This window comes from Actinoplanes sp. NPDC051470 (assembly GCF_040682035.1).
In the GTDB taxonomy this organism is placed as follows: domain Bacteria; phylum Actinomycetota; class Actinomycetes; order Mycobacteriales; family Micromonosporaceae; genus Actinoplanes.
Map to the genome: position 1 here is coordinate 187,333 of NZ_JBFBAA010000008.1, position 14,013 is coordinate 201,345.

The 14,013-nt window shown below is 72.2% G+C and carries 11 protein-coding genes; 3 read left to right on the forward strand and 8 right to left on the reverse strand.

Annotated features, from left to right (window positions below):
- Position 1: 1 nt before the first annotated feature.
- The 7 genes from AB0M54_RS16965 to AB0M54_RS16995 form a co-directional block, all read right to left on the reverse strand.
- Complete coding sequence (locus AB0M54_RS16965; RefSeq protein ID WP_364330851.1) at positions 2-994, reverse strand: ABC transporter substrate-binding protein; 993 nt, start codon at positions 992-994, stop codon at positions 2-4.
- Positions 995-1,414: 420 nt separating this feature from the next.
- Entirely contained in the window at positions 1,415-2,044 is a 630-nt protein-coding gene (locus AB0M54_RS16970) for a hypothetical protein (RefSeq protein ID WP_364330848.1), read from the reverse strand.
- 23 nt (positions 2,045-2,067) lie between these two features.
- Entirely contained in the window at positions 2,068-3,087 is a 1,020-nt protein-coding gene (locus AB0M54_RS16975; RefSeq protein WP_364472103.1) for a hypothetical protein, read from the reverse strand.
- Between the two features lie 65 nt (positions 3,088-3,152).
- Entirely contained in the window at positions 3,153-3,713 is a 561-nt protein-coding gene (locus tag AB0M54_RS16980) for an ATP/GTP-binding protein (RefSeq protein ID WP_364330843.1), read from the reverse strand.
- Between the two features lie 16 nt (positions 3,714-3,729).
- Positions 3,730-4,092, reverse strand: coding sequence for a DUF742 domain-containing protein (locus AB0M54_RS16985; protein WP_364330840.1), 363 nt, complete (start codon positions 4,090-4,092; stop codon positions 3,730-3,732).
- Between the two features lie 3 nt (positions 4,093-4,095).
- Positions 4,096-4,518, reverse strand: coding sequence for a roadblock/LC7 domain-containing protein (locus AB0M54_RS16990; RefSeq protein ID WP_364330837.1), 423 nt, complete (start codon positions 4,516-4,518; stop codon positions 4,096-4,098).
- Between the two features lie 17 nt (positions 4,519-4,535).
- Positions 4,536-6,869 carry a nitrate- and nitrite sensing domain-containing protein gene (locus AB0M54_RS16995; RefSeq protein WP_364472106.1) on the reverse strand — a complete coding sequence of 778 codons (2,334 nt, stop codon included), beginning with the start codon at positions 6,867-6,869 and terminating at the stop codon, positions 4,536-4,538.
- Positions 6,870-7,253: 384 nt separating this feature from the next.
- Here AB0M54_RS16995 and AB0M54_RS17000 point away from each other — a divergent pair, with 384 nt between their 5' ends.
- From AB0M54_RS17000 to AB0M54_RS17010, 3 genes are all read left to right on the forward strand, one after another.
- Positions 7,254-9,149, forward strand: a complete 1,896-nt coding sequence (locus AB0M54_RS17000; RefSeq protein WP_364472109.1) for an elongation factor G — start codon at positions 7,254-7,256, stop codon at positions 9,147-9,149.
- 268 nt (positions 9,150-9,417) lie between these two features.
- Complete coding sequence (locus tag AB0M54_RS17005) at positions 9,418-10,314, forward strand: hypothetical protein (RefSeq protein WP_364472112.1); 897 nt, start codon at positions 9,418-9,420, stop codon at positions 10,312-10,314.
- An 81-nt stretch (positions 10,315-10,395) separates the two neighbouring features.
- Complete coding sequence (locus AB0M54_RS17010; RefSeq protein ID WP_364330825.1) at positions 10,396-11,175, forward strand: hypothetical protein; 780 nt, start codon at positions 10,396-10,398, stop codon at positions 11,173-11,175.
- Here AB0M54_RS17010 and AB0M54_RS17015 read toward each other — a convergent pair.
- A complete protein-coding gene (locus AB0M54_RS17015) occupies positions 11,138-13,987 on the reverse strand; it encodes a tetratricopeptide repeat protein (RefSeq protein ID WP_364472115.1) in 2,850 nt (949 codons plus the stop codon). The two genes, AB0M54_RS17010 and AB0M54_RS17015, sit on opposite strands and share 38 nt — an antisense overlap.
- Positions 13,988-14,013: the final 26 nt, after the last annotated feature.

Genomic DNA, 14,013 nt, shown 5'->3' on the forward strand with positions numbered 1-14,013 from the left:
GTCAGTACTTCCGGTTGGGCAGGGCTTCCTTGGCCTGCGCCTGCGTGAAGGTGGTCTCCTCGGTCAGGATCCGCGGCTCGACCGTCTCGCCCGCCTTGACCTTCTTGACCAGGTCCATCAGCTGTGGGCCGAGCAGCGGGCTGCACTCCACGATGAAGTTGATCTTGCCGTCGGCCAGGGCCTGCATGCCGTCCTTGACCGCGTCCACCGTGATGATCTTGATGTCGACGCCCGGCTTCTTACCGGCCGCCTCGATCGCCTCGATCGCACCGAGGCCCATGTCGTCGTTGTGCGCGTACAGCACATCGATCTTGGGGTTGGCCTTGAGGAAGGCCTCCATCACCTCTTTGCCGTCGGCGCGGGTGAACTTGCCCGTCTGCGAGGCGATGATCTTGAACTTGGGGTCGGCCTTGATCTTCTCCTCGAAGCCGGACTTGCGGTCGTTGGCCGGCGCGGAGCCCGTGGTGCCTTCGAGCTGCACGATGTTGACCGGGTCGGGCTTACCCTCGTACTCCTTGACCAGCCACTCGCCGGCCTTCTGACCCTCGACCACGAAGTCCGAGCCGATGAAGGTCTTGTAGAGCGTCTTGTCCTGGGAGTCGACGGCCCGGTCGGTCAGGATCACCGGGATGTTGGCCGCCTTGGCCTCCTGCAGGACGGCGTCCCAGCCGGTCTCCACCACCGGCGAGAAGGCGATCACGTCGACCTTCTGGGTGATGTAGGACCGGATCGCCTTGATCTGGTTCTCCTGCTTCTGCTGCGCGTCGGCGAACTTGAGGTCGATGCCGGCGGTGGCGGCCGACTCCTGGATCGACTTGGTGTTCGCGGTACGCCAGCCGCTCTCGGCACCGACCTGCGAGAAGCCCAGCGTGATCTTCCCGTCGTCGGTGCCGCTCGAGCCGCCCGACACCTCAGTGCCGTTGCCACAGCCGGCGGCCACGCCGGCGAGCAGCACGACGCCCGCGACAATTGCGGACATCCTACGCAGAATCATGATTCCTCCTGGCGAACTGGCAAAAGGGATTCCGAAGGGGTCCCGACGCAGCCACAAAAGCTCCCGGGACGTTGTGAACTCGAGTAAGAGGGGGTGATGAGTTTCGACAGTGTTAACGTTCTCATGCCGGTGCGTCAAGGCTGGATCACATGACGTGTCCCGATCTGTTATTCAGCCGGTCAGCCCGGTTGTTATCGTTCACAACTTGAACTCACCGCGAGTGATTGCGGTGGATCTCGAGCGAAAGCGTCCCCACGGCCGCCGGGCGCGGTCACCCAGACCGTCCGGCCCCCGGGGCGGACGAGCATGTGGCGGCCGAGAGCCTCTGGCCGGTACACGCCGGCGCCGGCCGCGCGGAGCAGTTCCGCGTGACCGGCGCCTGCGGTGGTGCGGGCGAAGGGGTGGCGACCGGGTTGCCGGTCAGGCCAGGGTGTCCCGGCGGGCGCACTCGGCGATCCGGTCCGAGGCCACCCCGATGACCTGCCAGGCGCGGTCCAGCACGGCGATGACCTCGTCGGCCGTCCAGTCGGTGCGCTCGCGGAGCATCTCGTAGCCCATCTCGACGTGGTCGGCGTCGGCCACCACGTGCAGGGCGAAGTAGGCGTCGTCCGGGAACGGCACCAGGCCCGCCTCGCTCATCACCAGGCAGCCGACCTCGAGCGCCAGGTGGGCGATCGCGGCCTTGTGCACGCCGGGCAGCGAGGACAGCTGGTCGACGTACCAGGATCCGCAGGCCTCGATGATCGGGTCGAAGACCGTCGAGCCGTCGGCCGGGTGGCTGCGGTGCAGGATGATGTTGTGCCCGATCTCCTCCTGCTGGTGCAGCAGGGCGAGCGCGTGCAGGCCGTCGTCCGGCTCGTGCACGACCCGGGCGCTGATCATCCGCTGGTAGGCGTTCGACCAGGGCTGGAGGTAGGTGAGCGTGGCCTTCTTGGTCTCGACCGGGGTGTCCGGGTCGGTCAGCAGCGTGAGGAACGACGACTGCCGGTAGTCCTGCGCGCGTTCCTCCACGAAGAAGTTGACGCGTTCCACATCCTGAGCAGTGGGCATGGCGGGGGCCTTCCTTCCTTGGTTCAGTACACGGGGAACCGGAAGTAGGTGGTGATGTCGGCGCGGCGGCCGGCGGCGCGGAAGCTGACCAGCTCGAGCAGGCCGGTGCTGTCCGGCAGGGGCGTCGGCGTCAGCGCGGCGGCCAGCGCGCGGAACCGCCGGGGGTCGACGCCCTCGCGGAGGAGCAGCGTGCTGGTGCGGTCGACGGCCTGCCGGTCGGAGGTGGTCAGGGTGGGCAACCGCAGGTACGTGGTCGACTCGGCCGCGGACCGGCCGCCGGCGCGGAACGCGAGGCAGGTCAGGGCGGCGCGACCGGCCTTGGCGCGCTCGCCGGTCAACACCCGGTAGGCGGCGTCGGCCGCGGTGGCGTTGTGGTTCCCGGCCACGGCGGCGAGCCGGCTCACCTCGGCCAGACCGGCGTCGTGGTTGCGGTAGTAGATCTTGACCCGGGCGTCGCGTACGCCGCGCAGGTCGACCGCGAAGAACTCGACCTCCCGCTCGCCGCCGGCCGCCTCCACCCGCCGGCGGGCATCCGCCCAGGCTTCGGCCAGGCCGAGCCGGGCCATCGCCTCGCCGACCGCGGCCGGCCGCTGGGGCGCCGGCCACTCGTACAGCCCGTAGTAGGTCTTGAGCACCACCCGCGCCGGCGGGCGCCAGGCGATCGCGTGCCACACCGGCGCCGGGCCGAAGATGTCGGCGACGGAGCCGTCCGGCTCGTCGGGGAACGTCCAGGGGTCGCCAAGGCTGTCGAACAGGATCCGCAGCTCGGGGTGCCGGCCGGACCAGTTCACCGACAGCTCGGCCGGGAAGCCGTCATCGGACACATAGGACTGCCGGGCCGGCGTGACGCCGATGACCTCCGAGCTCCACGCCGGAAGCAGCGAGCCGACCAGCTGGGTGCTCTGGGCCGCCGGGCTGTGCGGCACGTCGAGGACGCCGCACGCGGTGGCCCAGAGTCCACTGAGGAAGTTTCCGAATGACCGGCCGACCGCCGGGTAATTTTCCCAAGTTATTTCGGGAAATCCCAGTAGATCGATGGTCATGAAGATGATGCTATCCGCCGCCGACGATCTCGGCCAGTATTGATCCGATTACACTGAGCTGAAGATCAGACCTTCGCTTCGTCCGGCAGCCGGGACAGCGCGTGGCGTACGAGGCTCACCAGCGTCTCGCGCACCGACGCCCGGTCACGCGCGTCGACCCACAGCAGCGGCACCCCGGCCGCGAGATGGAGCGCCCCGCGGATCTCCTCCTCGGTGTACTGCCGCTCCCCGAAGAACATGTTGACACCCAGCACGAACGGGATCTTCCGCCGCTCGAAGTAGTCGATGGCGGCGAAGCTGGAGTCGAGCCGGCGGGTGTCGATCAGCACGATCGCCCCCACCGCGCCCTGCGCCAGTTCGTCCCACATGAACCAGAACCGGTCCTGACCGGGCGTGCCGAACAGGTAGAGCACCACCTCGTGGTTGATGGTGATCCGCCCGAAGTCGAGCGCCACCGTGGTGCTGTCCTTGTCGGTCAGGCCGGCCAGGTCGTCCACGCCGACACTGGCCTCGGTCAGCAACTCCTCGGTGGTCAGCGGTTCGATCTCGCTGATCGACCGGACCAGCGTGGTCTTGCCGGTGCCGAAGCCGCCGGCCACCACCACCTTCACCGATGTGCGTTTCACGTGTGCTGTCCTTCGGTCAGAGTCGTTGGAGGCCGTCGAGGAGCGTTTCGAGCAGGCCACGGTTGATGACGGTTTGCTGCGCGGGCGCGCCGATGGCCAGCAGGCCCTGCTCCAGCAGCACGTCGACCAGGATCTTGATGACGGTGAGGGGACGGTCGAGGTACGCGGCCACCTCGGCGATCGAGATCCAGTCGCCGCAGCTCAGGATGATCTGCCGGTACTGCGGCTCGAGCGCCGCCGGGTCGGACGGGTAGGCGATCACCTGCGTGGCCAGGTCGAGGCTGGTGTTGCGCGGGGTGGTCCGCCCACCGACCAGGACGTAGAGCGGGACCAGCTTGCCCAGCTCGTCGTCGTCGCCGGGCCATGAGCCGTAGGCCACCCGTCAGCCGCCCGCGTGCCCGTTGCCCGCCGCGGCCTTCGCTCTCGCCTCGGCGCCGAGGTACTGGCCGATCCGGGTGACCAGCCGGCCCATCTCGTACGCGATCGCGCCCATGTCCACGTCCTCGCCGCAGAGCACGGCCAGCCGCGCGTTCTCCCCCGCGGCCGCGATGAACAGGGTGTGGTCCTCGTACTCGATGACCACCTGGTGCACCGGCCCGCTCTTGAACCGGCGCCCGGTGCCCGCGGCCACGCTGTACAGCGAGGAGGCCGCGGCCGCCATCAGATCCGCCGCGTCCTGCGGCAGCGAGGTGGACCGCTGGATGATCAGCCCGTCGGTGGAGAGCACGGCCGCGTTCAGCACGCTGGGGAAGGCGGCCAGCTCGTCCAGCATCCACGTCAGATCGTTGTGCGACGTCGAGTCCATATCTTCCCTGTCTCGAGTTACCGGTAGTCGGCGCCGGGCGGCGGCGCCTGATCGGGTTCGGTGCCCGCGTCCTTGCCGGCCCGCCAGCCCTGCTGGTAGCGGGCGAAGCGCTCGCGAGCCTGGTCGGGGCTGCGGACCGGGGCGGCGGGCGGGGCGAAGGCGCCGGACGGCTCCTCCTCGCGCAGCATCGGGTTGATGTGCTCCTGCGGGCGGCGGACCGGAAGCGCGGGCCGCCCTTCGACCGCCACCGGCGGCGGGGCCGCGGGCTGTTGCGGGGCTTTCTCCTCGACCACGACCGGCGCCACCGGTGCCACCGGCGCTTTCACCGGCGGGCCGACATGGGCCCGGGACGTTTTCCGGGCCACGCCCACCGTGGCGTCGAGTTCCATCGTGGGCGTCTCCGAGTACTGGGCCAGCGCCCGGTCCGGCACCAGGACCACGGCCAGCACCCCGCCGTACGCCGAACTCCGCAGTTGAACCTGAAGACCGTCCCGGCGGGCCAGCTCGGCGACCACCCAGAGGCCGATCTGCGCGCCGTCCCGCAGCGCCGTCACGTCCGGCGTCGGCGCGGTGGCCAGCATCGTGTTGATCTGCTCGAGCCGCTCGGCCGACATGCCGACGCCGCCGTCCTCGATCTCGATGACCACGCCACGTTCCACCCGGGCGCTGCTGACCCACACCGGCGACTCCGGCGGCGAGAAGGCCAGCGCGTTGTCCAGCAGTTCGGCCAGCAGGTGGATGGTGCCCGAGGTGGACGTGCCGGCCACCGCCACGTCGGCCGTCTGCCGGATGCTGACCCGCTGGTACTGCTGGGTCTCGGCGATCGCGGCGAGCAGCACCCGGCGCATCGGCACCGGCTTCTGGAACCGGCGGCCGGTCTGCCCGCCGGCCAGGATGATCAGGTTCTCCAGGAACCGGCGGGTCTGCGTCATCTGGTGGTTGATGTCGAACAACGCGGCCAGCAACTGCTCGTCGCCGACCCGGTCCTGCAGGTCTTCGACCACCTTGAGGCCACGCTGGAGCGGGCGCTGCGGGCGCCGGGCGACACCCATCAACATCGCGGTGCCGGCGGCGCGGGCGTTCGCCTCGTCCACGGCCGCGCCGACCGCCGCGTGCAGCGATTTGTTGAGCACCTGGGCCAGCTGACCGATCTCATCCCGGCCATAGTCCTGGCTCAGCAGGTCGGTGTCGCGATCCACCCGCTGGCGCTGCCGGAGCTTGCTCATCATGGCCGGGAGCAGGTCGTCGACGACCGCCGCGGCGTCCCGGCCGAGCTGGCTCAGGCGTACCGAAAGGGCGCTGTTGACCAGGATCTGCGATTGCCGCACGGCCCACACGATCGCGATGGCGGCGATCAGCAGCGCGGCCACACTGCCGATGGACGCGAAGAGCAGCTGCCGGGTGCCGCTGGCCAGGTCGGCCGCGGACACCTCGTCGGCCTGGATGGTGGCCAGGTTGGTCAGGTCGCCCGAGACCTGGGTGCTGAGCCGTTCCCAGCCCGCCTCGTCCAGGGGCAGGCCACGCGGCGGCCGGTTGCTCCACGACCCCGAGACGATCAAGGTGTTCTCGGCGGCGACCATGTCCCGCCAGTCCTCGCTGGCCAGGATGTCGCGGTAGACCTGCGCGGCCCGGGGCTCCAGGTGGGGCGCGATGGTGGCCAGCTCGTCGCGGTACGCCCCCACGAACGCGGTGAACTGAAGGTATTCGTTGCGGGTCAGGGCCTTGGACCCGAACGCGCCGGCGATGATCGATCCGCTGCGCGCCATCAGGTCACTGGCCCGGAACATCTCGGTCGCGGCGATGCCGCCGAGCGCGGCCTCCGAGCCGGACGAGACCCGCGCCTGCGTGTCGAACAGGCCGATCGCCGAATCGAGCAGTCCGTTGTAGAAGTCGTAGACCTGCGGCCGGGTCGCCGCCCCGGAGTCGATGGTGGTGCGCATGCCCGGCAGCCCGTCCAGGCCCTGGGACAGCGTCTCCCACTTGACCTTGATGCTGCCCGGAGCGTTGGCCAGAACCGGCTCAGCCTTGTCGCGGAGCTCGGTCAGCAGCTGGTCGGTCTGTCGGCGCTGGTCGATGAGCTGGCGCATCTCCTGCTGCCGGTGGGCGAGGTAGCCGATGCTCATCCGGCGCTCGCGTTGCAGGGCGGCCAGACCGGTGACCGCGGGGATGGACACCTGGCGGACGCCGACCGCCACCGCCCGCTCGTAGAAGCCGGTGAAGACCAGATAGCCGGAGGCCACGAGCCAGAGCACCAGGGCGGCGGCGCCCGGGATCAGAACCAGCCGGATGACCCGGCGCTTGATGGATTGCGGTGCGGCCGACTGCTGCTCGGCATCGGTTTGCGTAGTCACGTCTTCGTGATCGTCCTAGCCGCTCGGGGGGTGGTCCGATAATCAGAATCAGACCGGCGTCTATGCGGAGCCACCATACCGGTACGTGGCCCGAAGGACTACCGTCGTCTAAATACGACTTTGTCCGAACTGCGGGCGCGACCGCTAACGGACACCAAAACCGGTCGCGGCGGTCCCAAGATCTGTCTACCCTGGTCAGGGCCAACGAGCGGAGAGGAGACCGCCATGTGTTCGCGCCATGAGCGGATCCTCGTGTCTGGCGTGCCCGGTCGGGCATAGCCGGCGTTACCTTCTGCCCAGTCGGGCATAGCCGGCGTTAACCCCTGCCCGGCCGGGGTGGACGAACCTGTCGTCGTTCACGTCACCCGGAAGGCTCAACCCATCATGCGTGTACGCAACATCGGCATCCTCGCGCACGTCGATGCCGGCAAGACCACCGTGACCGAACGCATCCTGTTCACCACCGGCGCCACCTACAAGCGCGGCGAGGTGCACGACGGGACGACGGTCACCGACTTCGACCCTCAGGAGCGTGAGCGTGGCATCACCATCTTCGCCGCCGCGGTCGGCTGCGACTGGGCCGGTCATCGGATCAACCTGATCGACACCCCGGGCCACGTCGACTTCTCGGCCGAGGTCGAGCGGTCGCTGCGCGTCCTGGACGGCGCAGTCGCCGTCTTCGACGGCGTCGCCGGGGTGGAGCCGCAGAGCGAGTCGGTGTGGCGGGCCGCCGATCGGTACGGCGTGCCGCGCCTCGCCTTCGTGAACAAGATGGACCGGGCCGGCGCCTCGCTGGAGGCGACGGTGGCCGCCATCCGTTCCCGGCTGGGCGTCACCCCGCTCGTCGTCCAGCAGCCGGTGTTCGACGGCGACGAGTTCGTCGGCGTCGTCGACCTGGTCGGCCTGCGGCGTCTCGTCTGGACGAACGGTGTCCTGCGGGTGACGCCGGCCGGCGCCTCCGAGGCTCGGCGCCGGCTGGAGGAAGCCGTGGCGGAACTGCACGCCGGCGCCCTGGAGGAGCTGGGCGACATGTCCGAGCCGACCCTGCGCGGGGCGCTGCGCGACCTGACCCTGTCGGGGAAGGCCGTGGTCGTGCTGTGCGGGGCGGCGTACCGGAACCGCGGCGTGGAGCCCTTGCTCGACGCGGTGGTGGACTACCTGCCCGCGCCCGGCGGCGACCCGTCGGGCGACCTGGCCGCGCTGGTGTTCAAGGTGCACTCGGCACGGACCGGGCGGCTGACCTACCTCCGGATCTACGACGGCACGCTGCGGAAGGGGGACGTCGTGTGGGACGCGGACGCCGGGCGTACCGAACGCGTCGCCCGCATCCTGCGCATCCAGGCCGACCGGCACACCGACCTGGACCAGGCGCGGGCCGGCGACATCGTCGCCGTGGCCGGGGTCAAGGCGGCCCGGACCGGCGCCACGCTGAGCACCCGGGACCGTCCGGTGCGGCTGGAGCCACCGGCGACGGCGTCGCCGCCGCTGGTCTCGGTGGCGATCGAGGCGCGGACCCGGGCCGAGTCGCAGAAGCTGACCGGCGCGCTGGCCGTGCTGGTCGAGGAGGATCCGTCGCTGACCGTGCGGGTCGACCGGGAGACCGGGCAGACCCTGCTCTCCGGGCAGGGCGAACTGCATCTGGAGGTGGCCGTGAAGAAGCTCGGCATCGGCGTGACCGTGGGCCGGCCGCAGGTGGCCTACCGCGAGACCGTGACGCGGGGCGTGACCGGGATGGTCTACCGGCACGTCAAGCAGGACGGCGGGGCGGGCCAGTTCGCGCACATCGTCCTCGACGTGTCGCCCTCGTCCGAGGGCTTCGCGTTCGCGTCGGCGGTGACCGGCGGGCGGGTGCCGGCCGAGTTCGTCCGCGCGGTCGAGGCCGGCTGCCGGGAGTCGCTCGCCGAGGGCCCGATCGGCGGTCATCCGGTGGCCGGGCTGCGGGTCGTGCTGCGCGACGGCGCCACCCACCCGAAGGACTCGTCCGAGCTCGCCTTCCGGGCGGCCGGCCGGTTCGGGCTGCGGCAGGCGCTGGCGGCGTGCGGGATGACGCTGCTGGAACCGGTCGCCGAGGTGACCGTGGACGCCCCGGCCGAGACGCTGGGCGCGGTCCTCGGCGATCTCGGCGCGCGCCACGGCCGGGTGACCGGGTCGACCTCGTCGTCGGTCCGGGCGGTCGTCCCGCTCGCGCGGCTCTTCGGGTACGCGACCACGTTGCGCAGCCGCACCCACGGCCGCGGGACGTTCACCAGCCGCCCGGCCGGCTACCGCCCGGCGACCTGACCACACCGGAATGCGGGGACGGCGATTCCGCCGTCCCCGCATTCCGACCAGCGGTGTTGCCTATATATATACGGGTCACTGGGGGCGGTCGGCCCCGCACCACCGGCCGGCCGCAACGGGCGCGGACGTCGGTGATCACGTTGTGCAGGTTGGCCAGCGTGCCGTGCCGGAAGCAGTAGTACGACGGGCCGGTGATGCCCCAGGTCGCGCCGCACGACGCCGCTGCCGCTGTGAGTGGCCGCGGCTCGACCACGTAGCCTGGCGCGTCGTGCGGGCCACCCTCTCCGTGTCGATGCTCGCCGTCCTGCTGACGGCGGGCTGCTCCTCGGCGGCCGGTTTGCCCGCCCCGGCCCCGGTGAGCGCCACGTTCGCGGCACCCGGCGAGATCGACGGCCTGCCGGCCGGCGCGCCCCGAGACGACGCGACCGGCCTGGCCGCCAAGATCGGCCCGCCGTCGACGCCGTTCGCCGCCGCCTATCGCCAGGGTGCGGAGAGCATCGAGTTCGCCGCCGCGGCCGGACCGGTCACCGACCCGGCCGGGATGCTCGACGCCTACCTCACCAACGAGGTGAAGGGTCTGGCCGACTACGGACCGGTCGAGCCCGGCCGGTACGGCGGCGTGGCCCGCTGCGGCCGGGCCGCGACCACGACGCGATGCTGGTGGGCCGACCCGGGCAGCTTCGGCCGGGTGACCTTCACGGCCGACCGGCGCGACGACTTCGCCCGGCTCCGCGACCTGGTCCAGCGTGGTCCGCGGCACCCGCCGCTGGCCGGGCCGTCGCCCGCCCGCCGCGCCGCCACCAAGGACGAACTCGGCTCCCCGGTCGACGTCCGCTGGGGGACGTCCTGGCTGTCGGTCAACATCGACGGCGGCTGGCTCTGCCAGGACTGCGCCGGCGACGGCGCCGACACCGAGGGCCGGCTGAGCCTGAGGAAGGTCAAGAAGCTCAAGGGGCTGATCGACGCGCGCCTGGCCCTGGAGACCGGCGCCCAGCAGGGCCACCGGCCCCCGTCCTGTCCCGGCGGCGTGACCACGGTGGCCACCTTCCGCACGGGCGACGTCAGCTGGTCCACCTGCGCCGGCGGCACCATCCCGCCGCAGACCATGGCGGTCCTGACCTTCCTGGCCGAGGAGACCCCGGTCCGGCTCCGGCTGCCCGGCTGACTGTCGGGTTTCCGCGACCCGGCATGACGCCACCCTGACACCCCCTCTGTTCCATCGAGCTCTCACGTCGAAGGGACAGACATGTTTGTTGCCACGGTTCTGGTCGCGGGGTTGGTCGCCTCGCTCGGAGGGACGCCGGTGCGGGCGTCGGACACCAGTGTGTTCGGGCCGCAGCAGGTGAAGACGGCCATCGCCACCTGCGATTCCGGCGCCCGGTACGCGGGCGGCGGGATGATCAATTATGGATCGGCGGGCGGGGGCGGGGTGGCGATCACCGCGGTCGTGCCGGCCGAGGACCAGCAGTCGGTCAAGGTGATCGCGCGGGCGCCGGCCGGGATGGTGGGCTCCTGGTCGGTCACCGCGTACGTCATGTGTGAGAGCTCGGTGACGCCCTACCGCGAGACCGGGACCGGCGTGGGGACCGCCGAGGCCTCGTGCTCCGACACCACCCAGCTCTTCGGGCTCGGCTTCCGGATCGAGGGCGGGGTGCCCAGGTCGATCACGATCGACCAGGACCTGGAGACCGTGCGGGTGGCCGCCGACTCCTGGCTGGCCCAGGTCACCGCGTTCGCGCTGTGCCGTCCCTCCGGTGAGATGGATCGGGTACGCACGACGACGGCGTCCCACTCGTGGCCGATCGTCGCCCCGTTCTCGGAGAACGACCCGCAGAAGGCGGTCTACGGGGTGGGCGCCACGGTCACCGGGCCGCCCCGGGCCACGCTGGACGCGATCGTGCCCGGCCCGGACAACGGCACCACGTGGGCGCGGGGCACGCTGTTCGGCGTCGCCTCGAAGAAGGCCTTCGCCGACGAGGGCGGCACGGTCATGGTCGAGGCGGCGTTCGGCGGGACGTTCCACTGAAGCGGGACGATCCACTGAGCAGGGTCTCGTCGGGTGGGCGTACGCCGATCGACCGCATCGCAGCCACATAGCGGTCGAAGGCTCGCCGCGCCTCCCCGTGCCGCCCCGCCGCGACGAGACGGCGCACCAGCCCCCGGTGCGCCGTCTCGTCGTACGGATCGTGGTCGAGCAGCCGCAGCAGCAACCCGGCGGCGGCGTCGACGTTGTCCGTCACCTGCACCGACATCCGCAGCATCCGCAGCTGGGCGGCCCGCGCCTCCTCACGCAACCCGGCCGCCCAGGCCGCGTACGGCTCGTCCCCGAACGCCTCCTCGCCGGTGTGATGCCGGTCGATGGTGGCGAGCAGGGCCCGCGCCTCGGCCAGGTCGCCGGTGTCGACGAGGCGGCGGGCCTGCGCCACATAGGCCAGGAAGTCCTCCACGTCGACCCGGATCCGGGTCACGTCCAGCGCCACGCTCGCCGGGTCGGCCACCAGGGCCGGCCCGGCGTCGTCGAGCACGCCCCGCAGGATGGACAGCAGCACGGACAGCCGGTGGCCGGCCCCGGTGGCGCCCGGCCAGAGCAGCTCACACAGTTCGTCCCGCGGGATCGGCCGGCCCCGCCGCGCGACCAGGATCCGCAGCAGGTCACGGGCCTTCTTGGACTGCCAGCGCCTGGCCGGCACCGGCTCGCCGCGGACCAGCACCTCGAACCGCCCGAAGGCCCGCACCAGCACATCGGCCGACGGCTCCTCGGGCGCGACGACCGCACCGGCCTCGCGCAGCCGCTCGATCGCGACCAGCCGCCGCAGGCGCTCGCCGGGACCGCTGCCGGGCATCCGCCCCATGATCACGACCAGGCGCGCGGCCTCGACCACGGCGCCCGCCTCGGCCCAGATCCCGTGGCACTCCCGCAACGCTACCGACTGGTTGGTAACAAGCATGCCGCGCAGCTCGAGGGCGTCGGCGAGGGCGACCCGATCACCGTCGTCACGGGCGGCGGCGCAACGCTCGTCGGCCACCGCGGCCGCCCGCTCCTCATCGCCGGCCCGCAGCGCGCGCCACCCGTCGGCGAGCGTGCCGGGCGCGGCGATCGCGGCCGCCCGCTCCGGGTCGTCGTCGAGCAGCACCAGGGCCAGGCCGTTGCGGGCCGGCCCGAGCACGTGGTTGTTCCCGGCCTCGGTCGCGACCCGGATCGCCGCCTCGAAGGCCGCCCGCGCCTGCTCCCGCCAGCCCCGCCGGCGGTACACCTCGCCCAGCCCGAGCTGGGCGCCGGCCACCCGCCGCGACCCGGTCCGGTGATATCCGGCGATCGCGGTCTCGAAGCACCGCACCGCCTCGTCGAACCGTCCCAGCATGGCCAGCACGTCGCCCTCGTTGCAGGCGGCGATGGCCTGCAGGCTCGGCTGCCCGGCCACGGCGGCGTACCGGGCGCAGGTCCGGCCGGCGGCCAGCGCGGCCTCGAAGCGGGCGGCCCGGAGCAGCCGGAAGGTCTTGTTGATGAAGATCCGGGTGAGCAGGACGACGTCGCCGGCGCGCTCGGCCGCCGGCACCGCGATGCCGTAGTGCTCCTCGCTCGCGGCGTCGTCCCCGGTGGCGGCGAGGCACAACGCGGCACTGACGTGGGCCAGCGCCACCGCCGCGGGCTCGTCGGCGGCCAGCGCGATCGCCCGGCGGGCGGAGGCGAGAGCGGTCTCGGCCGACCCGGCCAGCAGGTGCGCGTTGGCGCTCCAGGCCGCCAGTTGCACGGCGTCCGGCCCCGAGGCGGGTTGACCGGCCGCGAAGGCGGTCAGCGCGGCCGTGGCGTCGCCACGCTGGTAGTGGATGCGCCCCAGGCGCCAGGCCAGGGCCGGGCTCGTCGCCGGCAGGCCGCTGGCCGCGTAGGCCCGCTCGGCCGCGCCCAGCGACGCCGCCGCCCGGTGCGCGTCCCCCAGCAACAACCACAGCTCGGGGGTACGCGGGGGCAGCGCCGCCACCAGCGAGGCCACCTCCTCGGCAGCGCCGGCGGCCAGCATCGAATCACCGTGCGTGGCCAGCACGCGGGCGCACGAGGACCGGTCACCGCCCCGGAGGTATTCCCGGGCCGCCGCCACCGGCGGCCCGTGCTGGTCGAAGAACACGGCCGCCTTGGCGCGCGGCGGCGACGAGGCCAGCACGGCGGCCACCACCGGCACCACGCGCAGGCACGGCGGCGGCCCACCGGGCACCGACGGCGGCGACCCGGCCGTGGTCAGCAGCCCGCTGCGGACCAGGTGTCGCAACGCCGACGACGGGTGGCCGAGCGACGCGCACAGGTCGGCGCCGACCGGCGCGAGGTCGCCGAGGTGGGTCAGCAACCGCCGGGCCGGCTCCGGCAGCGACGGCAGGACCTCTTCGGCCAGGTACTCCGCGATCGCCCCGTCCGGCGACCCGAGCGGCTCCCCGTTCCCGGCCGCCAGCTGCACCAGCACCGGCCACCCGGCCGTGGCGGCGTGGATCCGGGCGGCGTCGGACGGCGGGACCAGCGCCGCCACCTGATCGACGGTCAGGGCCAGGGAGGCGGGCCCCACGTCGGCCCGCGGGCCGGGCCAGCGGGAGGCGAGCGCGACGTCGGCCGTACCCTCGACGATCTTGGAAACCGCGGCCACGGTCCCGGCCGGAAGCGGCGGCAGGTCGTCGAACACCACCTGGCTCGCCCCGCCCCGCGCCTCCTCCAGCACCACCCCGGCCAGCGCCGCGCACGGATCGCTGCCGCCGGTGGGCAGGCCTCGATGCCAGCGCGCGTCCGGGTGCGACCCACGCAGCGCCGTGGTCTTGCCGTACCCGGCGGCCGCGGCCACCACCGAAACCGCCACGACCACACACCAGCAGCCGGACCGGC